The organism is Sedimentitalea xiamensis (assembly GCF_030164465.1).
Lineage (GTDB): Bacteria > Pseudomonadota > Alphaproteobacteria > Rhodobacterales > Rhodobacteraceae > Sedimentitalea > Sedimentitalea xiamensis.
In genome coordinates this window covers 214,753-236,981 of the sequence record NZ_JASNJE010000001.1, presented here as the reverse complement: position 1 = coordinate 236,981, position 22,229 = coordinate 214,753, and the positions used below count along the sequence as shown (strand labels likewise).

19 protein-coding genes are annotated in these 22,229 nt (G+C 61.8%); all 19 read left to right on the top strand.

The genetic code is table 11. From position 1 onward, the window contains the following. Positions 1-28: 28 nt before the first annotated feature. The 19 genes from QO034_RS01045 to QO034_RS00955 all read left to right on the top strand — a co-directional run bounded on the left by QO034_RS01045 (position 29) and on the right by QO034_RS00955 (position 22,229). On the top strand, positions 29-565 hold the full coding sequence (locus QO034_RS01045) for an ABC transporter ATP-binding protein (protein WP_284483637.1): 537 nt from the start codon (positions 29-31) through the stop codon (positions 563-565). Beyond that, positions 558-848, top strand: a complete 291-nt coding sequence (locus QO034_RS01040) for a FliM/FliN family flagellar motor C-terminal domain-containing protein (protein ID WP_284483636.1) — start codon at positions 558-560, stop codon at positions 846-848. Before QO034_RS01045 ends, QO034_RS01040 begins: the two co-directional genes overlap by 8 nt. Further along, a complete protein-coding gene (gene fliP / locus QO034_RS01035; protein ID WP_284483635.1) occupies positions 848-1,594 on the top strand; it encodes a flagellar type III secretion system pore protein FliP in 747 nt (248 codons plus the stop codon). The genes QO034_RS01040 and fliP overlap by 1 nt, the downstream gene beginning before the upstream one ends. Before the next feature lie 302 nt (positions 1,595-1,896). After that, positions 1,897-2,757 (top strand): LysR family transcriptional regulator, encoded by an 861-nt coding sequence (locus tag QO034_RS01030; RefSeq protein ID WP_284483634.1) that lies wholly within the window; start codon positions 1,897-1,899, stop codon positions 2,755-2,757. Between the two features lie 87 nt (positions 2,758-2,844). Then, positions 2,845-4,533, top strand: coding sequence for an NAD(P)H-dependent oxidoreductase subunit E (locus QO034_RS01025; RefSeq protein WP_284483633.1), 1,689 nt, complete (start codon positions 2,845-2,847; stop codon positions 4,531-4,533). A 3-nt stretch (positions 4,534-4,536) separates the two neighbouring features. Then, positions 4,537-7,305 (top strand): formate dehydrogenase subunit alpha, encoded by a 2,769-nt coding sequence (gene fdhF / locus QO034_RS01020; RefSeq protein ID WP_284483632.1) that lies wholly within the window; start codon positions 4,537-4,539, stop codon positions 7,303-7,305. A 250-nt stretch (positions 7,306-7,555) separates the two neighbouring features. Further along, positions 7,556-8,254 (top strand): fumarylacetoacetate hydrolase family protein, encoded by a 699-nt coding sequence (locus QO034_RS01015; protein WP_284483631.1) that lies wholly within the window; start codon positions 7,556-7,558, stop codon positions 8,252-8,254. 342 nt (positions 8,255-8,596) lie between these two features. Continuing rightward, complete coding sequence (locus tag QO034_RS01010; protein ID WP_284483630.1) at positions 8,597-9,643, top strand: TRAP transporter substrate-binding protein; 1,047 nt, start codon at positions 8,597-8,599, stop codon at positions 9,641-9,643. Between the two features lie 78 nt (positions 9,644-9,721). Beyond that, a complete protein-coding gene (locus QO034_RS01005) occupies positions 9,722-10,306 on the top strand; it encodes a TRAP transporter small permease (protein ID WP_284483629.1) in 585 nt (194 codons plus the stop codon). Next, positions 10,303-11,619, top strand: coding sequence for a TRAP transporter large permease (locus QO034_RS01000; RefSeq protein ID WP_284483628.1), 1,317 nt, complete (start codon positions 10,303-10,305; stop codon positions 11,617-11,619). The genes QO034_RS01005 and QO034_RS01000 overlap by 4 nt, the downstream gene beginning before the upstream one ends. Positions 11,620-11,637: 18 nt before the next feature. Further along, positions 11,638-13,446 (top strand): feruloyl-CoA synthase, encoded by a 1,809-nt coding sequence (locus QO034_RS00995; RefSeq protein WP_284483627.1) that lies wholly within the window; start codon positions 11,638-11,640, stop codon positions 13,444-13,446. Positions 13,447-13,585: 139 nt separating this feature from the next. Beyond that, positions 13,586-15,127 (top strand): benzoate-CoA ligase family protein, encoded by a 1,542-nt coding sequence (locus QO034_RS00990; RefSeq protein WP_284483626.1) that lies wholly within the window; start codon positions 13,586-13,588, stop codon positions 15,125-15,127. Between the two features lie 2 nt (positions 15,128-15,129). Further along, positions 15,130-15,960, top strand: coding sequence for an alpha/beta fold hydrolase (locus tag QO034_RS00985; RefSeq protein WP_284483625.1), 831 nt, complete (start codon positions 15,130-15,132; stop codon positions 15,958-15,960). Then, on the top strand, positions 15,957-16,382 hold the full coding sequence (locus QO034_RS00980; protein ID WP_284483624.1) for a DUF309 domain-containing protein: 426 nt from the start codon (positions 15,957-15,959) through the stop codon (positions 16,380-16,382). The genes QO034_RS00985 and QO034_RS00980 overlap by 4 nt, the downstream gene beginning before the upstream one ends. A gap of 121 nt (positions 16,383-16,503) precedes the next feature. Further along, positions 16,504-18,165 (top strand): 2,3-epoxybenzoyl-CoA dihydrolase, encoded by a 1,662-nt coding sequence (gene boxC / locus QO034_RS00975; RefSeq protein WP_284483623.1) that lies wholly within the window; start codon positions 16,504-16,506, stop codon positions 18,163-18,165. A 36-nt stretch (positions 18,166-18,201) separates the two neighbouring features. Next, a complete protein-coding gene (gene boxB / locus QO034_RS00970; RefSeq protein WP_284483622.1) occupies positions 18,202-19,653 on the top strand; it encodes a benzoyl-CoA 2,3-epoxidase subunit BoxB in 1,452 nt (483 codons plus the stop codon). A 176-nt stretch (positions 19,654-19,829) separates the two neighbouring features. Next, a complete protein-coding gene (locus QO034_RS00965; RefSeq protein WP_284483621.1) occupies positions 19,830-20,003 on the top strand; it encodes a hypothetical protein in 174 nt (57 codons plus the stop codon). Beyond that, positions 20,003-21,199: a benzoyl-CoA 2,3-epoxidase subunit BoxA gene (gene boxA, locus QO034_RS00960; RefSeq protein ID WP_284483620.1), complete on the top strand. Its 1,197-nt coding sequence runs from the start codon at positions 20,003-20,005 to the stop codon at positions 21,197-21,199. Before QO034_RS00965 ends, boxA begins: the two co-directional genes overlap by 1 nt. Before the next feature lie 145 nt (positions 21,200-21,344). Then, the gene (locus QO034_RS00955) at positions 21,345-22,229 is read left to right on the top strand and encodes a helix-turn-helix transcriptional regulator (protein WP_284483619.1); all 885 of its coding nucleotides are present in this window, start codon (positions 21,345-21,347) and stop codon (positions 22,227-22,229) included.

Genomic DNA, 22,229 nt, shown 5'->3' with positions numbered 1-22,229 from the left:
GAAGCCTCTGGACCTGGAGCCGACGACCTTGATGACCGAAGACCGGCTGGAAGATGTCAAGCTTGCGTCCTTCGAGCAGGGATACAAGGCCGGCTGGGACGATGCGATCCGGGCGCAGGCCGATGATCAATCCCGCATCATGGGCGTCTTGGGCCGGAATCTCGAAGACCTGTCGTTCACCTACCAGGAAGCCCTCGTGCAGATGATGGCGGCCGTCGAACCGGTGTTCCAGGCGCTGGTCGAAACGGTCCTTCCGGAAGCCATGATGCAAACCATCGGCTTGCAGATCGTGGAGCAGTGCCGGGAGTTGGCCGCCGGCCAGCTTGATCAACCGGTAAAGCTGGTGGTCCCTGTCGGATCGAGCGCGGCGATCCGGCCGGCGGTACAAAAGAACCTGGCCATGAAGGTCGATATTCAGGAGAGCGACAGGATCGGTGCGGGGCAGGTTTTTCTTAGGCTTGGCGATCGAGAACGCGAGATCGACACGACCCTTCTTCTGTCCAGTCTCCGCGAGTCGATCGAAGCGTTCTCCTACAGTTTGAGTGAGGCAAAACAATATGGATAAGAAACCGGACACGCATGCGGGGCCTGACCACACGAACCCCTTTGTCGCGGTGCCGATCGAGATCACTGTCTCGGTCGGCAAGGCGCGCCCCCTGATCCGCGACCTGGTCAACCTTGGGGAAAATGCGGTTCTGACCCTCGATAAACGAGTCGAGGACCCGGTCGAGCTTTATGTCGGAGACCGTCTCGTGGCGCGCGGGCAGCTGGAAGAACTGACGGGCGAACAGTCCGGCCAACTGGCCGTCAGGTTGACCGAGATCGCAGACGTTCAGAACGGGCTCTGATGACATTCGTGCCCCGATCGCTCGTCGCGGCGGGCCTGGTTCTCGCCTGCGTCTTCGTGCCGGACGCCGCTGTGGCCCAGGACATTACATTGTCTCTGGGCGATGACGGGTCCATTTCCGCCCGCTCGATCCAGCTCATCCTTCTGATCACGGTTCTGAGCCTCGCGCCCGGCCTCGCGATCATGGTGACCTGTTTCCCGTTTCTCGTGACGGTGCTGGCCATTCTGCGCCAGGCCATCGGATTGCAGCAGTCGCCGCCCAACATGCTGATCGTGAGCCTGGCGCTGTTCCTGACCTACTTCGTGATGGAGCCGGTGTTCACGGAGGCGTGGGACACCGGCATCAGCCCGCTGATGGAAGAAACGATCGATGTCGAAACCGCGATGACCAGGGCGCTGGTCCCGTTCCGGGGTTTCATGGCGGCGCGGGTCGATCCGGACACGTTTCGCGCGATGGCGGATCTGCGTCCCGATTCGGGTGGCATCCAAGTCGGGCCGGACGCGCCCCTGTCGGTCCTGGTTCCCAGTTTTCTGCTGTCAGAGATCGCGCGCGCGTTCCAGATCGGATTTCTGGTCTTCCTGCCCTTCCTGATCATCGACCTCGTCGTGGCCGCGATACTGATGTCGATGGGGATGATGATGGTCCCCCCGGCGATTGTCTCGCTCCCCTTCAAACTGGCCTTTTTTGTCGTCGCGGACGGTTGGAGCCTCATCGCAAGCGCGCTCGTGCGCAGTTATTTTCCCTGACCGAACGGGAAGGCGCGCGGAGCCCGGTACCGAGGAAGCTTCGAGTTCGCCTCCGTCCGGCAACCGGTCCGGCAACCGCCCGTTCGCACCGGGAAAACGGGAAAATCCTGGATTGGGATCGCCCGCAGACGATGGTTCTATCCGGGCGAATACTTGACCGCCGAGCCGGGACAACGGCCGGTTTCCGTCCGAATTCGCTGGAAAACCGAACCGCGCGACCCTAGCCTGATGGCGTATGATCGGCTGCCGGTCACGACTTTCTGTGATAGGGTGCACGAGAACCGATGGCGGAAATACGCGACTTGAAACTGTTGGTTTCGCTGGCGCATCACAAGCATTTTTCGCGCGCCGCGGATGATTGCGGGGTCTCCCAGCCCGCCTTTTCCGCGCGGATCCGGAAGATGGAGGAGGAATTCGCGATTCCGCTTGTCAGGCGTGGCAACAAGTTTCTCGGCTTCACCCGTGAGGGCGAGGTAGTTCTCAAATGGGCCCGCCGCCTGCTGAACGACACCGAAGGGATGCGCCAGGAAATGGATGCGCTCCGCAACAATCTGACGGGCAAGCTGGTCGTCGGGACAATTCCGACCGCCTTGCCCTTTGCCGCCCGTGTATCCTCGCGTCTTCGCTCCTCCCATCCGGACCTGTCGCTGCAACTGCAATCGCTGTCGTCACGCCAGATCGAAATCCGTCTGAACGATTATTCGCTGGACGCAGGGATTACCTATGTCAACGAAGCCGATCCCGACTGCACGGAATTGCTCTACGATGAGAGCTATGTGCTCCTGGCCCCTGCGCAGCTTGCGCCGCGGTCCAGCGGCAGGGCCAGCTGGTTGGAAGCCGCGGATCTGCCATTGTGCCTGCTGACTCAGGACATGCGGAACCGACAGTTCGTGGACGAAACCTTTCGGTCCATCGGAGCGAGCCCCAACGTGGTCATGGAAGCGAACGGGTTCACGGCCGTCCTTGCCCAGATCGTCAGCGGGAATGCCGCCACGATCGCGCCGAGGATCGTTGCCGAAACCTATTTCGCGGCGCAGGACGCCATAAAGCTGGATCTGGTCGAGCCTCATCTGACGCAGGCCATCGGTTTGACAATCAAGGAACAGTCGCCGGTTCCGCCGATCATCAAGGCGTTCCGAGAGGCCGTGCGGAGTTCATTATAACAAAATCAGATGATACCTTATGAAATCGCTATTTGAACATATGACGTAACAATGGGACATGAAGCCGAAAGAATGGAGAGTCTCGACATGAACGTTGTCAATACGAAGCCCGGCGTCTGGAAATCCGGAAAAGGCAAGGGCCGGAATACGCCCAAGGGACGGCAGTTCGACGATGAGGCTCTTTCCGATATCCGCGCGCTTCTGGGGGACCGGCCCCGCAGGTCCGATCTTCTGATCGAACACCTGCACCTCATTCAGGACGGGTTCGGGTGCCTGTCGTCGGCGCATCTTCGGGCGCTGGCCGAAGAGATGCGGCTGTCGCAGGCCGAAGTCTACGAGGTGGCGACGTTCTACGCGCATTTCGACGTGGTGAAGGAAGGCGAAACTCCGCCACCGGCGCTGACGATCCGCGTCTGCGATTCCCTGAGTTGCGAACTCGCCGGGGCGCAGCAACTCAGGTCTGCGCTCGAATCCGGCCTCGACCCGGCGAAAGTGCGCGTCCTGCGCGCGCCCTGCATGGGGAGGTGCGACACCGCGCCGGTTCTGGAACTCGGGCACAACCACATCGATCACGCCACGCCGGAAAAGGTGCTGGCCGCGATCGAGGCGGGCGACACGCATGCCCATTTGCCCGACTACGAAGGCTTTGCCGACTACCGGGCGAAAGGCGGCTATGACAAGCTGGTGCAGTTGCGCAACGACGGCGACTGGGAAGCCGAACTCGACCGTGTCCTCGACGCCGGGCTGCGCGGGCTCGGCGGCGCCGGTTTCCCGTCCGGCAAGAAACTGCGCTTCGTGCGCGCCGAGGCCGGCCCGCGCTATCTGGCCGTGAACGGCGACGAGGGCGAACCCGGCACGTTCAAGGACCGGTTCCTTCTCGAACGCACGCCGCACCTGTTCCTGGAAGGCATGCTGATCTGCGCCTGGGCCGTGCAGGCCGACACCTGTTTCATCTACATGCGCGACGAATACCCGGCAGTGCTCGAGATCCTGCGCCACGAGATCGCGGAACTCGAAAGCGCCGGGATCGTGCCGGAAGGATTCATCGACCTGCGGCGCGGCGCCGGCGCCTATATCTGCGGCGAAGAAAGCGCGATGATCGAAAGCATCGAAGGCAAGCGCGGTATCCCGCGCCATCGGCCGCCGTTCGTTGCGCAGGTGGGCATCTTCAACCGCCCGACCCTGGTGCACAATGTCGAAACGCTCTACTGGGTCGCGCGGATCTGCCGCGAAGGCCCCGAGATCCTGAATGGCACCGAAAGGAACGGCCGCAAAGGTCTTCGGGCCTATTCGGTGTCGGGCCGGGTCAAGTCCCCAGGCGTTCACCTGTTGCCCGCCGGCTCAACGATCCTGGACATCATCGAGGCCAGCGGCGGGATGCTGGATGGCCATGCATTCAAGGCGTATCAGCCCGGCGGGCCTTCCGCCGGTCTGTTGCCGGCGTCGATGAACGACATTCCGATGGATTTCGACACGCTCCAGCCGCACGGGAGCTTCATCGGATCGGCGGCGATCGTCATTCTGTCAGACAAGGACAGGGCCCGAGATGCGGCGCTGAACATGCTGCGGTTCTTCGAAGATGAAAGCTGCGGTCAATGCACGCCCTGCCGGGTCGGGTGCGAGAAGGCCGTCAAGCTGATGCAGGCCGACACCTGGGACAAGCCGCTGCTCGAGGATCTGTGCAACGTGATGGTCGATGCATCCATCTGCGGCTTGGGGCAGGCGGCGCCCAATCCCATCCGGCTGACAATGAAACACTTTGCGGACGAGGTCTGAGCCATGAGCAAGACAGTCACATTCAACCTTGACGGCCAGGACGTCACGGCCAACCCTGGCGAAACGATCTGGCAGGTCGCCAAGCGAAACGGCAAGACCATTCCGCACCTGTGCCACAAGGATGCGACGGGGTATCGGTCCGATGGCAACTGCCGCGCCTGTATGGTGGAGATCGACGGCGAGCGGGTGCTGGCTGCGAGCTGTATCCGCACCCCGTCCGAAGGCATGATCGTGCGCAGCGAATCCGCCCGCGCCGAAACGGCCCGCAAGATGGTCGTGGAAATGCTGCTCGCCGACCAGCCGGAGCGGGATCGGGCGCATGACCGATCCTCGCATTTCTGGGACATGGCCGACCTTCAGGGCGTCCGTTCGAGCCGGTTTCCCCCGATCGAAGCAAAGCGGGTTCCGCTGCTGGATGCGTCGCACGTCGCCATGTCGGTCAACCTGGATTCCTGCATCCATTGCAACCTGTGCGTCCGTGCATGCCGGGAAGTGCAGGTCAATGACGTGATCGGCATGTCCGGTCGCGGGCATGACGCCAAGATCACCTTTGATTTCGACGATCCGATGGGGGCGTCGACCTGCGTGGCCTGCGGCGAATGCGTGCAGGCCTGCCCGACCGGCGCGCTCATGCCGGCGACGGTTCTGGATGAATCCGGTGTCGGCGACAGCAAGAGCTTTGACCGCGAAGTCGAGAGCGTCTGCCCGTTCTGCGGAGTCGGATGCCAGTTGTCGTTCAAGATCAAGGACGAAAAGATCGCCTGGGTCGATGGGGTCGAAGGGCCGGCAAACGAAAACCGGCTGTGCGTCAAGGGCCGGTTCGGGTTCGATTACATCCACCACCCCCACCGCCTGACGAAGCCCCTGATCCGGCGCGAAGATGCGCCCGCCAAGGGATTGAACGTCGATCCCGCGAACCTGATGACGCATTTTCGCGAAGCGTCCTGGGACGAGGCGCTGGACGCTGCGGCCAAGGGGCTCAAGGGGCGCGGCACCGAGATCGCCGGTTTCGGTTCCGCCAAGTGTTCCAACGAAGAGGCTTACCTGTTCCAGAAACTGATCCGCCAGGGATTTGGCCACAACAACGTCGATCACTGCACTCGGCTTTGCCATGCGTCCTCTGTCGCGGCCTTGCTGGAAAATGTGGGTTCGGGCGCGGTGACGGCCACTTTCAACGAAATCGAAAACGCCGATGTGGCGATCGTGATCGGCGCCAACCCGACGGAAAACCACCCGGTGGCGGCCACCTATTTCAAGCAGTTCGCGAAACGCGGCGGCAAGCTGATCATCATGGATCCGCGCGGCACCGGAATGAAACGCCATGCATCGCACATGTTGCAGTTCCGGCCGGGCACCGACGTGGCGATGCTGAACGCGATCATGAACGTGATCGTCGAAGAGAAACTGTATGACGAACAGTATATCGCCGCCTTTACGGAAAACTGGGCAGCGATGAAGGATCATCTCGCCGACTTCACGCCGGAGAAGATGGAACCGCTTTGCGGCGTCAAGGCCGACGTTCTGCGCGACGTGGCCCGCACCTTCGCCGGGGCCAGGGCGGCGATGATCTTCTGGGGTATGGGGGTTTCCCAGCACATCCACGGCACCGACAATTCGCGCTGCCTCATCTCGCTGGCGCTGATGACCGGTCAGGTCGGCAGGCCGGGGGCGGGCCTCCATCCGCTGCGGGGCCAGAACAACGTCCAGGGCGCGTCAGACGCCGGGCTGATCCCGATGTTCCTGCCGGATTATCAGTCGGTGGAAGACGACGGCGTGCGCTCGGCTTTTACCGAGGTTTGGGGCAGCGGCGATTTTTCCAACAAGCGCGGTCTGACCGTCGTCGAGATCATGGATGCGATTCACGCGGACCAGATCAAGGGCATGTACATCCTCGGCGAGAATCCGGCCATGTCTGACCCGGATGCGGAACATGCGCGGGATGCGCTCGCAAAGCTCGACTGCCTTGTGGTCCAGGACATCTTCCTGACCGAAACCGCGAATTTCGCCGATGTGGTCCTGCCGTCCTCGGCCTGGCCGGAAAAAACCGGCACCGTAACGAACACCAACCGCCAGGTTCAGATGGGACGGCCTGCGGTGCCGCCGCCGGGCGACGCGAAAGAGGACTGGTGGATCACGACGGAACTGGCGAAACGCCTCGGGCTGAACTGGTCCTATACCCATCCGAAACAGGTTTTCGCCGAGATGGCGTTGAACATGCCCAGCATGAACAACATCACCTGGGAACGGCTGGAAAAGACGGCCGTGACCTATCCCAGCCTGACGCCCGACGATCCGGGCCAGCCGATCGTTTTCAGCGATGGCTTCCCGCGGCCGGACGGACGGGCGAGGTTCACGCCCGCCAGCGTCATCGCGCCCGCAGAGGTTCCCGACCAGGAGTATCCGATGATCCTGACCACCGGCCGGCAGTTGGAACACTGGCACACGGGGTCCATGACGCGCCGCGCCAGCGTTCTGGATTGGGCGGAACCGGAGGCCAACGCTTCGCTGCACCCGCAGACCCTTCGCAAGCTGGGGGTCAGGCCGGGCGACATGATCGCGCTGGAAACACGCCGCGGCAGGATCGAGATCATGGCGCGGGCGGATCGCGCCGTTGCGACCGACATGGTGTTTCTGCCCTTCGCCTATGTCGAGGCGGCGGCGAACATCCTGACCAATCCGAAGCTCGACCCCTACGGCAAGATCCCCGAGTTCAAGTTTTCGGCCTGCCGCGTGTCCGCGCTGTCCTCGGACAACCTGACCGCGGCGGAATGAACCGCACCGCCCTTGCCGCCAGATGCGACAAGGGCGGTCGCTCGTTTCTCCACCCTTGCGTCCGACTTCCTGAATTCATTGCGTGATCGCCGAAAAGAGCCCGGCCCAGGCAAACGGCCAATCGAGACGTGAGGCCAAAATGATGCGTTCATCGCCGACCCGAAACCGAGGGCAGACAGGGTCTGCTTCCGATGGGTATAAAAGACCGCGCGCTTCAGTCGCGGCAAGGCTCCCATAAGGAACGACAAAGATGACCGAAACCCTGTTCGACCTGCCACAGGTCCCCGGAATTCCCGTAAAGGGCGAAACCGCGACCTATCCGATCGGCCGCATTTTTTGCGTCGGACGCAACTATGCGGCCCACGCGGCCGAAATGGGGGTGGAGGTCGACAGGGAAAAGCCGTTCTATTTCATGAAATCGCCCGCGTCCGCCGTATTGAGCGGAGCGCGGGTGCCATACCCTCCGGGAACCGGGAACTTTCACTACGAGATGGAACTCGTGATCGCGATCGGCGCGCCTGTCTTTCGCGTGACGAGAGAGGCGGCAAGCGCGGCCATTTATGCCTATGGCTGCGCGCTCGACATGACGCGGCGCGATCTTCAACTGAGCGAACGCGCCAAGCAGCGCCCCTGGAGCCTGGGCAAGGATTTCGACAATTCCGCCGTCTTCGCGCCTCTGACAAAGGCCGAGAACATGATGGCTGTCGCGGATCAGCGTATCCATCTTGAGGTCAATGGAGAGACCCGGCAGGATGCGACGCTGGACGAGTTGATCTGGAAGATCGATGAAATCATAGCGCATCTGTCCGGATTCTATCACCTGCGCCCCGGCGATCTGATCATGACCGGCACGCCTGCCGGAGTCGGTCCGGTGCAGGCCGGTGATGTCCTCACCGGCGGCATCGACGGGTTGGACCCGATCGAACTAACCCTGACCCCGGCAGAGTGACTGCTGAAACGGAATGTCTTCGCGACGATTCCAGGCCAGCGCGCCAGTTGCGCCTCCCGGATTTCCGGCCTGCTGATGCATGGTGACAACAAACGCTGCTTGCGCAAGGCACGGGTTCGGTTGCAATCTCGGAAAACCGGAAGCGGATCCGCGGCTTTTCCGGCGCCGTTGCCGGATGCCGGGCGGGCGCGGGAAGGTTGAAACCGTCGGTCGGAGCGGAAGGGCGCTCTCGCTCCACAGGGGAACAAGAGAAAGATTGGACGCGCAATACTGGTGGACGTTGCCGATTGTGCGAAAGTTATCCTAAGGTCGTAACAAACCATCAAATCAGGGAGGACAAACATGAATTACCGGAGAAGCCTTTTGGGCTTTATTGGCGGCGCGGCAGTCGCTGCGCTCGCGGCAGGGTTCGCGACCACATCGGCGCTGGCCCAGGAAGTCACGTTGAAACTGCATCAGTTCCTGCCGGCGCAGGCGAACGTGCCCAAGCTGGTTCTGGACGTCTGGGCGGACAATGTCGAAGAGGATTCGGGCGGCAGGATCAAGATCGATCGCTATCCGTCCATGCAGTTGGGCGGCAGGCCGCCGGAACTGATGGACCAGGCGATCGACGGCGTGGCCGATATCGTCTGGACCGTCGTCGGCTACACGCCCGGCCGGTTTCCGAGCACCGAAGTGTTCGAATTGCCGTTCATGATGACCAATGCCCGCGCCGCCAGCCGGGCCTATTGGGAAATGTTCGAAGAACACATGAAGGATACGGAGTTCAAGGATGTGCACATCCTCGGCACCTGGGTGCATGGGCCGGGGCTGATTCACTCGAACAAGCCGGTTACGGCGCCCGAGGACATGCAGGGCCTGAAGATCCGCGGCGGATCGCGTTCGGTCAACTCGCTTCTGGACCGGCTTGGCGCAACACCTGTCGGTATGCCGGTCCCGGCGATTCCCGAAGGTCTGTCCAAGGGCGTGATCGATGGAACCACGATCCCGTGGGAAGTCACCGCCGCCCTGAAAGTGCCGGAATTGGTCAGCAACCACACGGAATTTTCGGGCAATGCGCTTTATGTCCTGACTTTCGTACTGGCGATGAACAAGCAGAAATACGACAGCCTGCCGGATGACCTGAAGAAGGTGATCGACGACAACTCCGGCCTGGAGTTTTCGGTTTTTGCCGGCGGAACCCAGGAAGATGCGGATGGACCCGCCCGCCAATTGGCGGTGGACCGGGGCAACAACATCATCACGCTGGATGAAGCGCAGACAAAGGTCTGGATCGATGCGTCGCAACCCATCTACGACGAATGGGTCGCGGACATGAACAGCAAGGGAATCGACGGTCAGGCGCTGATCGACGAAGCCCGGATGCTGATCGACAAATACACGGAATAAGCGAAAACCGTGGAAACCGGACCGTGGCGGCCAGATCGCCACGGTCGTGCTGTATCCGGGAACGGGCGAGGCGTGCAAATGCATAAATTCATGTCGGGACTGGCCCGGATCATGGCGGTTCTGGGCGGAATCGTTCTGACACTGCTCATCTTGCTCACGTGCCTGTCCATCGCCGGCCGGCTCTTGAACGGGTTCTTCCATGGCGGGTTCATGCAGTCTGTGGCGCCGGGGTTCGCCGCCTGGATGATCGACCTGGGTGTCGGCCCGGTGAACGGCGACTTCGAACTCGTGGAATCCGGGGTGGCCTTCGCGATTTTCGCGTTCATTCCCCTGTGCCAGATCACATCCGGACATGCGTCGGTGGACATTCTGACCAACTCCTTTTCGGCCGGTGTCAACCGGTTCCTCCGGATGGTGACGGAAGTCGTGTTCGCGGCCGTGCTGGTGCTGATCGCCTGGAAGCTTTTCGACGGGATGGTCAGCAAGATGCGCTATGGGGAGACGACGTTCCTGTTGCAGTTCCCGATCTGGTGGGCCTATGCCGCCAGCCTGTTCGGAGCGGTGATTTCAGCCATCGTCGGCATCTACATGGCGCTTGTGCGTATCTATGAATTCGCCACCGGACGCATCGTGATCTGGGACGGCGTGGAGGTCCATCCATGACCGCGCTGGAAATTGGCATCGCGTCTTTTCCGGCGCTGATGGCGCTGATCTTTCTTCGGGTGCCGATCGGGTTGTCGATGTTCCTGGTCGGCCTCGTCGGGCTCGTGATCGTGACGGACGGAACGAATGTCGCCTTCTCGCGCCTCAAGAATGAAACCTACACGACCTTTTCCAGCTATTCGCTGACGATCGTCCCGATGTTCCTGCTGATGGGGCATTTCGCGACGCTTGGCGGCATGTCCTCGGCCCTGTTCAAGGCCGCCGAAGGCTTCCTCGGGCATCGCAAGGGCGGTGTGGCCATGGCCGCCATCGGAGCCTGCGCGGGCTTCGGCGCGATTTGTGGCAGCTCGCTGGCGACGGCGGCCACGATGGGCCGCGTGGCTCTGCCCGAACTCAGGCAATACGGCTATGCGGGCGGCTTTTCCACCGCGACACTGGCGGCAGGAGGGACGTTGGGCATTCTCATCCCGCCGTCGGTCGTGCTGGTGATCTATGCGATCCTGACCGAGCAGAACATCGCGAAACTGTTCCTGGCCGCTTTCATTCCGGGCCTTCTGGCGGCGCTGGGCTACGTGATCGCGATTTCGATCTACGTGCGTCTCCATCCGGGGTCCGCGGGGACGCGCCCGCCCGTACCGATGCGCGAGCGGTTTTCCGCCCTGTTTCAGGTATGGCCTGTCCTGATGGTCTTTGGGCTGGTGGTCGGCGGCATCTATCTCGGCTGGTTCACCCCGACCGAGGGCGCCGCCGTGGGCGCTGCCGGCACCGGGATCATCGCGCTCTTGAACGGGGGGCTGAACTGGTCGACCCTGATGGAAAGCTTCATGGTCACGGCGCGGTCCACGGCGATGATCTTTTTCATCGTCCTCGGCGCGGGGTTCTACAACGGGTTCCTCGCCCTGACGCAGGTTCCGCAGGAACTGTCCAACTTCGTGGTCAGCCAGGGGTTCAGCCCGTGGACGGTTCTGACGCTGATCCTAGTTTTCTATCTTCTGTTCGGCTGTCTCATGGACAGCCTGTCGATGATCCTGCTGACGATCCCGATCTTTTTCCCGGTGATCAGCGTGCTCGACTTCGGGATGACCCCGGAACAGGTGGCGATCTGGTTCGGCATCCTCGTTTTGATCGTGGTCGAAGTCGGTCTGATCACGCCGCCCGTGGGGATGAACCTGTTCATCATCAACGCGATGGACCGGCAGACTCCGATGGTGGAAACCTACAAGGCGGTTCTGTTCTTCGTCGGCTCCGATATCGTCCGGGTGGTGATCCTGGTCCTGTTCCCGACGATCACGTTGTTCCTGATTCCGACATAGACCGAAAAAGCGATAGGGATGTCGACGCACGCCAGATACAGCACCAACCGGGTGGAGCGCGAAGACAGACCGGACGGAACGATCCTGCTGCACTCGCCCTTTCCTCTGCCGGAACCGGTCCGGACATCTGCCGATTGGCTGCGCAGGTGGGCGGCCGAACGGCCTGACACGGTCTTTCTGGCGGAACGCAGCGGGCCGGGGTGGCGCGAACTGCGTTATCGCGCGGCCTTGCAGCAGGTGCGTGCCGTCGCCGCGGCCCTGCTGGACCGGGGTCTTTCGTCCGACACTCCGATCCTGATCCTGTCCGGCAACGGGATCGATCATGGCGTCCTTTCGCTGGCGGCGCATTGGGTCGGTATCCCGACGGTTCCGGTGGCCGAGCAATATTCGCTGATCCCCGGAGCGCAGAAACAGCTGGCGCATATCGTTGACCTGATCGGGCCGCAGCTCGTCTATGCCGAGGACGGCGCGCGATTTGCGGAGGGACTCGCAATCGACAGCCTGGCGGGCATCGACGCCGTGGTCAGCGGCAAAGCCGGTCCGGGCCAGACGGCGTTTCAGGATCTGCTGCGCGGCGGCGTGTCCGACGTGGATGCGGCGGCCCTGTCCGTGGGGCCGGAATCTGTGGTCAAGATCCTGATGACCTCCGGATCGACCGCCAGGCCCAAGGGCGTTCTGACGACGCACCGGATGATGTGCGCCAACCAGGCGCAATACGAGCGGGCCCTGCCGTTCCTGCGCGACCGCCCGCCGAGGCTGGTGGACTGGCTGCCGTGGAACCACGTGTTTGGCGGGTCGAACAATTTCAACCAGATGCTGGCCAACGGCGGCAGCCTCTACATCGACGGCGGCAAGCCGGTGAAAGCGCTGATTGCTAAAACCTTCGAAAACAATCTCCTGATGAATGGTACGATCGCCTACAATGTCCCCGCCGGGTTCGCCCTGCTTCGGGACGAGATGCGGGGCAACGATGCCCTGCGCCGGACCTATTTCAAGGATCTCGACATGCTGTTCTACGCCGGGGCGTCGCTGCCCCGCGATGTCTGGGACGACCTGATCGCGATGGCTACGGATGTCCGGGGTCAGCCGCCCTTGGTCACGACCTGCTGGGGCCTGACCGAAACCGCCCCGGCCTGCATCTTTCAACATGAACCTGCGCCGAGCCCCGGCATTCTTGGCGTGCCTTTGCCCGGCGTCGTCGCAAAGCTCGTGCCCGAGGATTTGCCGCGCTACGAGGTGCGGATCAAAGGCCCCAACGTGACGCCGGGATATTTTGGAGATCCCGAACGCACGGCGGAGTCCTTTGACGACGAAGGGTTCTTCAAGACCGGCGATGCGATGACTTTCGTGGATACGGGCGTTCCCTCTCGCGGCCTGCGATTTGACGGGAGAATGTCCGAGGATTTCAAGCTCGCGACCGGTATCTGGGTGCGCGCGGCGGGCTTGAGGCTCGAAGTTCTAGCCATGCTTGCTCCCCTGGCGTCGGATGTCGTGGTGACAGGCGAAGGGCGGGATGAGATCGGGTTGCTGATCCTGCCGTCCCAAGCCGTCCTGTCGGACGCCGCGCTGACGGTGAAAGACGGCGCCTGCCTTTGCCCGCCGGTTCAGTCCGAAATTGCCAGACGGCTCGCGGTTCTGTCCGATCCGGCAAGGGGGTCGTCCGACCGGATCTGTCGGGCGCTGATTCTGTCCGACCCGCCGTCCATGGCGGATGGTGAAATCACCGCCAAGGGAAACCTGAATTTCGCCAAGGTGCTGAACCTGCGCAAATCCCTGGTCGACCGGCTTTACACATCCGATGATCGGGGCGTTATCAGGATCGGCTAGGCATTATATCGCAACATGGCGGCAGTATGTTGCATGATCCCGGAATGGATGCATTATGAACCCATGTCCGGGTGATCGCGGCCGCATCGGCTCTGTTCGGGCTTCCTGGGGGTGTTTCCACTGGGATCGGGGGGGTGACATGACAGCAACGGGCAACGCAGCGCAGTTCTTCGTGGATCGGCATGTTGCCGAGGGGCGCGGCGCAAAACCGGCATTTCGAGAGGCCGCCGGTCAGCGACGCGCGATTACCTATGGAGAACTGGCCGAGCAGTCCGGTTGCGTCGCCGCGGCGCTGCAACGCGCCGGTGTCCCGCGCGAGGCGCGTGCCTTGATGCTGATGCTCGACCAGCTCGAATTCCCCGCGGTCTTCTGGGGCTGCATCAAGGCCGGCGTCATCCCGGTTCCGGTCAATACCTTGCTGACCGGGTCCGTATATGACGCCATTCTGAAGGACAGCCGGGCATCCTGCCTGTTCGTGTCCGAAAGTCTCTGGCCCGAAATCCGGGCCGCGGCGGAATCGTCCGCCTACCTCGACAGGATCATCGTTATCGGCGACACCGCGCCGGATGGAACGCAGACCCTTGGCGATTTCATGCAGGGTTGCGGGCCTGTGGCGGCGGTTGAAACGTCGCTCGACGATACCGCCTTCTGGCTCTATTCCTCGGGATCGACCGGGCAGCCTAAAGGCGTCCGCCACGTTCATGGCAGCCTGAAGGCGACATCTGACACCTATGGCAGGCAGGTCCTGGGGATCGAAGAGGCCGATGTGGTCTATTCGGCGGCCAAACTGTTTTTCGCCTACGGGCTCGGCAATGCGATGACTTTTCCGATGTCCGTCGGGGCGACGGCGATCCTGTTTGACGGTCGTCCGACACCAGACAGGACGGTAGACATTCTCGCCGCCGAACAGCCAACGATCTTCTGTGGCGTTCCGACACTTTATGCCGCGACCGTGGCCCATCTTGAACGCGCGGGACGGCCGGATGTTCCGCTGCGGCGCTGCATTTCCGCCGGCGAGGCCCTGCCGGAAGACATCGGCCGCAAATGGCGCGACATATGGGGGGTCGATATCCTGGATGGCGTCGGGTCCACCGAGATGCTGCACATTTTCCTGTCGAATGCACCGGACGACGTGGTCTACGGCACGTCCGGGCGCGCGGTTCCCGGCTATGATGTCCGTCTCGTGGACGAGCGTGGCGATGATGTGGGTCCGGGCCAGATCGGAGAACTCCTGGTTCGGGGCGCCTCGGCCGCGGATGGCTACTGGAACAAGCGAACCAAGTCCCGCGCGACCTTCGAAGGCGAATGGACCCGGACCGGCGACAAATACGAACGCACCCCGGAAGGGCGATACATCTATTGCGGGCGCACGGATGACATGTTCAAGGTATCGGGTATCTGGGTGTCGCCCTTTGAAGTGGAACAGGCCCTGGTCGGGCATCCGGCGGTGCTGGAAGCGGCTGTGGTTGCGCGGCGCGACCGTGACGGCCTGGAAAAGCCCAAGGCGTTCATTGTCTTGAAACAGGATCAGGGTGCGGAAGGTCTGGCTGACGAACTGAAAGACTTCGTCAAGAAGAAGGTCGGAAAATGGAAATATCCGCGCTGGATCGAATTCGTGAGCGACCTGCCGAAAACCGCGACAGGCAAGATTCAGCGATTCAAGCTGCGTGAGGAGTCCTGACGATGCTGGACTGGTCATCGACGCCACGGTCTGCTTTGGTCGTGAATGGCGTGACGCTGGAATATGCCTGCCACGGGCCTTCGCCGGACAGCTCGCCCACCATCGTCATGCTGCACGAAGGTCTGGGCAGCGTCGAATTGTGGCGGGATTTTCCCGAACAGGTCGCGGCACGGACCGGTATGGGCGTCTTCGCCTATTCGCGTCAGGGGTATGGCGCTTCCGATCCGGTTCCGCTGCCACGACCGCTTGATTTCATGACGCGAGAAGCCCGCGACGTTCTGCCGGGCATTCTGGATCAGATAGGTTTTTCTAAGGGTATCCTGTTCGGTCACAGCGACGGGGCGACGATCGCGGCGCTTTACGCGGGTGGTGTCGCGGACCACCGTATCCGTGGATTGATCCTCATGGCGCCGCATTTCTTTACCGAACCGTCCGGACTTGCCCAGATCGCAAAGGCGGCGCAGGCCTATGAGTCCGGTGTGCTGAGGCGTCGGTTGGCGCGCTATCACAAGGATGTGGATGGCGCATTTCGAGGTTGGGCCGAAACCTGGCTCGACCCGTCTTTCGTGGACTGGAATGTGGCCGACACCATCGACTATTTCCGCATACCGGTTCTGGCGATTCAGGGGCGCGACGACCAGTATGGAACGCTGGCGCAGATTTCCGAGATCGAAGACCGCGCCTATTCCCCCGTCGATACGCTGATCCTGGACGGCTGCAAGCACGCGCCGCATCAGGAACAGCCGGACCGGGTTCTCGCGGCAGTCGAAGACTTTGCCAGACGTCTGCAACGTATCGAAGCCGTCGATGTTCAGCCGGGTCTGGTGGGGTGAACCTGCCGCCCCATGCCTATGTCCCCGGCCAGACGCCGCGACACGATCCATCCCTGTTCGACGATCTGCATGACTCCGTCCGCGTGGGCATGACCGGCGCCGAGATCGCGAACAGCGCGGCGTGGCGGGCAGGCCGGGCGTTCTTCGAACACGGTTTCTATTGGGAAGCGCACGAGGCATTGGAACCGGTCTGGATGGCCACGGCCCCCAATTCCGTCGAACGCCATGCCGTGCAGGCACTGATTCAGACGGCCAACGCGGCGCTCAAGGCGCGGATGAATCGCCCCAATGCCGTCCGCAGACTTTGCGGCATGGCCGAAACCCACCTGCATGCCTGCGGTTCCGGCGTGCGGGATGTGATGGGCTTGCCCCTGGACGATCTGGAAAGTCGTATCGAAACGCTACGAAAAAATGCAATATAGTGCAGACAATCCATCAAATCAGCCTGCAAGTAGCGCAATATTTTGCACATATCGGGTTTACCGAACCGATTCCGAAAGATAAGATGCAAAACGTATGCAGGCTTTCCCAAAGGCGGTTCGCATGAGCAAAGTCATCGATTTCCAGACGGACCCGTCGCGATACCGCCACTGGCGCGTGGAATATGACGGTGCGGTCGCCAACCTGTTCATGGATGTGGACGAGGCCGGCGGCCTGTTCGACGGGTATGAACTGAAGCTGAATTCCTACGATCTGGGCGTCGATATCGAACTGGCCGATATCGTGCAGCGGATGAGGTTCGAACATCCCGAGGTCAGCGTCGTCGTGATGCAATCGGGAAAGGACAAGGTGTTCTGCGCCGGAGCGAATATTCGGATGCTGGGCGGTGCAAGTCATGCGCACAAGGTGAATTTCTGCAAGTTCACCAACGAAACCCGCAATACCTACGAGGCGGCGGAACGGGATTCGGGCCAGAAATACATCGCCGCGGTAAAAGGCGCTTGCGCCGGCGGGGGCTATGAGCTGGCCGTGGCGTGCAATTACATCATGCTGACCAACGACAGCACGTCTTCGGTGGCGCTGCCCGAAGTGCCCCTGCTGGCGGTCCTGCCCGGCACCGGCGGGCTGACGCGGGTGACGGACAAGCGCAAACTGCGCCGGGATCGGGCGGATGTATTCTGTTCGATCGAAGAAGGCATCCGCGGGCAGCGCGCCAAGGATTGGGGGCTGGTGGACGAGGTCGTCGCCAATTCCACCTTTGACGACGTGGTGCAGGAGCGCGCCCGGGAATTCGCGAACCGGTCGTCCAAGCCCGAGGGTTTGCAGGGTATCCGGCTGAAGCCATTGGACCGGAAAATCGATCCGGACGGAACGGTAGTCTATTCCCTGCTGGAGGTGGACCTGGATCGGGATGCCAATCGCGCGACGATCTTGATCAAGGGACCGGATGGCGCGGCGCCCGGCGACACCGGCGCCCTGCTGGCGGAAGGTTCGGACACCTACATGCTGCGGCTGGCGCGGGAACTGGACGACGCGATCCTGCATCTGCGCCTGAACGAACGCGAAGCCGGCCTGATCGTGTTCACGACCCAGGGCGATGCAGAGCGCGTTCTGGCGCATGAGGCTTTCCTGCTCGCCAACGCGGGACACTGGCTGGCGAACGAGATCCTGCAATACTGGAAGCGGCTTCTCAAACGTATCGACATGACCTCGCGCAGCCTGGTCACGCTGGTGGAACACGGATCCTGTTACGCCGGAATGCTGGCCGAACTCATCTGGGCCGCAGACCGCAGCTACATGATGCTGGAGGAGTTCGAAGGCAACAATCGTCCGCTGGCGTCGATCACCCTGTCGCCGGCAAACTTCGGCGTCTATCCGATGGCGAACGACCTGACACGCCTTCAGACCCGGTTCCTGGGGGCGCCGGAACAGGAAACCGCGCTCAAGGGCCGCATCGGCGAATCTCTGGATGCAGAAACCGCCGAGGAACTGGGCCTGATCACCGAAGCGTTCGACGACATCGACTGGGAGGACGAGGTGCGCATTTTCCTGGAGGAACGCGCCAGTTTTTCGCCGGACGCCCTGACCGGGATGGAAGCAAACCTGCGTTTTGCAGGTCCGGAAACGATGGAAACCCGCATTTTCGGACGGCTGACCGCCTGGCAGAACTGGATATTCCAGCGCCCGAACGCGGTCGGAGCCGAAGGCGCACTGCAGCGATATGGCACCGGCGTCCGGGGATCCTACAACATGGAACGCGTGTGATCGGCCGGCCCCCGCCGCATCCAACAGGAGACAGACATGCTTGACCTCATCAATGTCAGCTACGACACCCAGATCCCCAACAACGTCGGGCTGAGTTCGGACCGGAAGGTTCTGAAGGCGCTGGAAAAATGGCATCCGGGCTACATCAACTGGTGGAATGACCTGATCCCGCAGAATTTCCAGGAAAGCATGGTCTACCTGCGTACCGCCGTTTCGGTCGACCCGAAAGGATGGGCCAAGTTCGACTACGTGAAGATGCCGGAATACCGGTGGGGCGTGCTCCTGGCGCCGCAGGTCGATGACCGGCGCATTCCCTGCGGCGAACATGTGGGCGAACCGGCCTGGCAGGAGGTTCCGGGCGAATACCGCAACATGCTCAAGCGCCTGATCGTGATTCAGGGGGATACGGAACCGGGATCGGTGGAACAGCAGCGATTCCTCGGGCTGACGGCGCCATCGCTTTATGACTTGCGCAACCTCTTTCAGGTCAATGTCGAGGAAGGCCGCCATCTGTGGGCGATGGTCTACCTGCTTCAGAAGTATTTTGGCCGCGACGGGCGGGAAGAGGCGAACGAATTGCTGATCCGGTCGTCAGGTTCGGAAGAAGCCCCGAGGATGCTGGGTGCGTTCAACGAGGAAACGCCGGACTGGCTGTCGTTCTTCATGTTCACCTATTTCACCGACCGGGACGGGAAGATGCAGTTGGAAAGCCTGGCGCAGTCGGGGTTCGACCCCCTGTCCCGGACCTGCCGGTTCATGCTGACCGAAGAGGCGCATCACATGTTCGTCGGCGAAACCGGCGTCGGACGCACCATTCAGGCCACGGTCGAGGCGATGAACAAGGCCGGGATCAGCGATCCTTACGATATCGACAAGGTCCGCGACCTGGGCGTCATCGACCTGCCCACCATCCAGAAAAAACTGAACCTGCACTACACCCTGTCGCTGGACCTGTTCGGTCAGGAGGTATCGACCAATGCCGCCAATGCGTTCAATTCCGGGATCAAGGGCCGTTATATGGAAATGAGGATCGACGACGATCACCAGCTCAAGAACGACACCTACAAGGTGTGGGACATGGTCGACGGCAAGATGGTGTATCACGAGGTTCCGGCCCTGACCGCGATCAACATGCGCCTGCGCGACGACTACACCCGTGACGCGGCGGGCGGCGTCGGGCGCTGGAACAAGCTGATCCAGAAAGCGGGGGTGGACTTCGAGATGAAGCTGCCGCACGAATCCTTCCACCGCAAGATCGGTGTGTTCGCGGGCCACAACTTCGATCCCGACGGAAATCTCCTGTCCGGGGCGGATTATGACAAGGGGCTGCCCGGCTGGCTGCCGACCCATGCCGATGGCGATTTCATCAAGTCCCTGATGAAACCGGTGACGGAACCGGGGGAATATGCCAGCTGGATCGCGCCCCCCAAGGTCGGGATCGACAACAAGCCGGGCGATTTCGAGTATGTGAAACTGCACATGGCCTGACCCGGAATGATCCCGCTTTCACCGCCGAAACAACAGCGCGAGACCGAAGATGATCCGCGAAGTCAACAAATATTTGCCGGAATTGGGGGGCACATGATACCCTTTGAGTCGGACGACATGCGTCGTGCTTCATTTTTTCATTTTTTGTCACTGTCATATTGTATCGGAGCCTTTTCATGAACATCAGCCGTCTCGTCGCTGCAGCGCCCCGCACCGCCGCCCTGTCCCTGGAACTGTCGAAGCTGAACGGACCCTGCGTCGGGTGCACCGATTGCAACGGATTGTGCAAGGAACTGATCGAAGCCTTGATCGTGCCTGATGTGATTCTGTCCAGGAAACACGGAACCTGATGTCCGCACCGCTGAAACAGCACCTTATCGACCCCGAAATCTGTATCCGCTGTTACACATGCGAAATGACCTGCCCGCTGCAGGCCATCGAACACGACGACAACAACGTGGTCGTCGATGTCTCCAAATGCGATTTCTGCATGGATTGCATACCGGTCTGCCCGACAGGGTCCATCGATGAATGGCGGGTCGTGATCGATCCCTATTCGCTGGAAGATCAATACGGGTGGGACGAACTGCCCGATCAGGAGGATCTCGATTCCGCGGGCGGGGAGGCCGAAACGGGGCTGGAAGCGCTGGACGATGCGATGGCGGCCCTGCTGGCCGAGGCGCACAGGGGCGCGGGCGGCAAGGCGAAAGCGCCCGCCACGGCGTCCAGGCCGACGATCAACATGTACAATCCCGGAAAGCCTGCGGTTGCGACGGTGCAGGGAAACTACAGGCTGACGGATGCCGGCAGCGACAGCGATGTCCGTCATATCATTCTGGATCTCGGCGGCCTGCCGTTTCCGGTTCTCGAAGGCCAGAGCGTCGGTATCATCCCACCGGGGGCCGATGCCGAGGGAAAGCCGCATCTTCCCCGGCTCTATTCGGTCTCCAGCCCGCGCGATGGCGAGCGGCCGAACTTCAACAACCTGTCCCTGACCGTGAAACGCGAAGAGCACGGGCTGTGTTCAAACTATGTCTGCGATCTGAAACCGGGCGACAGCGTCAGGCTGACCGGCCCGTTCGGCGCGACTTTCCTGTTGCCGTCCGATCCGGAAACCCGCCTGCTGATGATATGCACCGGGACGGGGTCGGCCCCGTTTCGCGGATTCACCATGCGTCGGCAGAGGGTGGCGCCGGCGACGCGAGAATCCCTTGTCCTGGTCTTCGGCGCGCGCCGTCCGGCGGAACTGCCCTATTTCGGACCGCTCAAGAAAGTGCCGGACGGGTTCATGAAGAAGGTGTTTGCCTTCAGCCGCGAACCGGATCACCCGAAGCAGTATGTTCAGGACAAGTTGCGGACCGAGGCCGAAAACGTCGCGGCCCTGATACGTGATCCGAAGGGGCATATCTATATCTGCGGACTGAAAGCGATGGAACAAGGCGTCGAAGAGGCGTTGTCCGATATAGCGCGCGGTGTCGGGCTTGTCTGGTCGCAGATGCGCGACGCCATGCGCGAAGACGGGCGCTATCACGTCGAAACCTACTGACGGACGGCAGGCTTCCGCCGGAAGGTCATTCTTGCGCATCATATTGCATGTTTCTACGGGCCGCATTGAGATCGCGTGCTGGCCGCACTAGGATGATGCAATATCATTCACATGCGGTAGACAGATGACCGATATCGGGAACAGCATGCAAAACGAATCCACGCTGGCAGATGGCGAAACCGCAACCGCGATGATCCGTCGTCTGGGGGACCGCGTGCGACAGGCGCGCGAGAACAACGGCATTCCGCGGCGGGTGCTGTCCGAAAGATCCGGCGTCTCTCCGCGGTATCTGGCGCAGATCGAAGCGGGCGAAGGCAACATCTCGATCGGCCTGCTGCATCGCGTGGCCGAGGCGCTGGGACAGAGCGTGGAGGGCCTGATCGCAACGAATGACGCGTCGGTCCGCGATTCCGCGCGGGTCGCGGACCTGTTTCGCGCGGCGAGTCCCGACACCCGCCAGGCGGTATTGCGCCTTCTCGCGCCGGACAGCGGAATGGAAACCAAAGCGCATCGCATCTGCCTCGTCGGATTGCGCGGCGCCGGGAAATCGACATTGGGAGCCTTGCTGGGACAGGCACTGGGCCTGCCTTTCGTCGAGCTGAACCAGGAAATAGAACGGCAGAGCGGCATGGCCGTCGAAGAGGTCATCGCGCTCTATGGCCAGGAAGGATATCGCAGTCTCGAAGCCCAGGCCGTGACTCTCGTGGCGTCTGGCCATCAGGCCGTGGTGCTGGCCGTTGCCGGTGGCATCGTAGAGCAACCCGAAACCTATGCGACGTTGCTGAATCGTTTTCACACGGTCTGGCTGAAGACATCGCCCAGCGAACACATGGCGCGGGTCAGGGCGCAGGGCGATGAACGCCCGATGGCGGGCAATCCGGAGGCCATGGAACAGCTGAAAACGATCCTGACCAGTCGCGAAGCGCTCTATGAAAGGGCCGGCGGGCAGCTGGATACATCCGGTGTCACGGTCGAAACCTCTCTGGCGCAGTTGCTGGCGCTGGTCGAGGAAAACGGCTTTCTGGCCTGA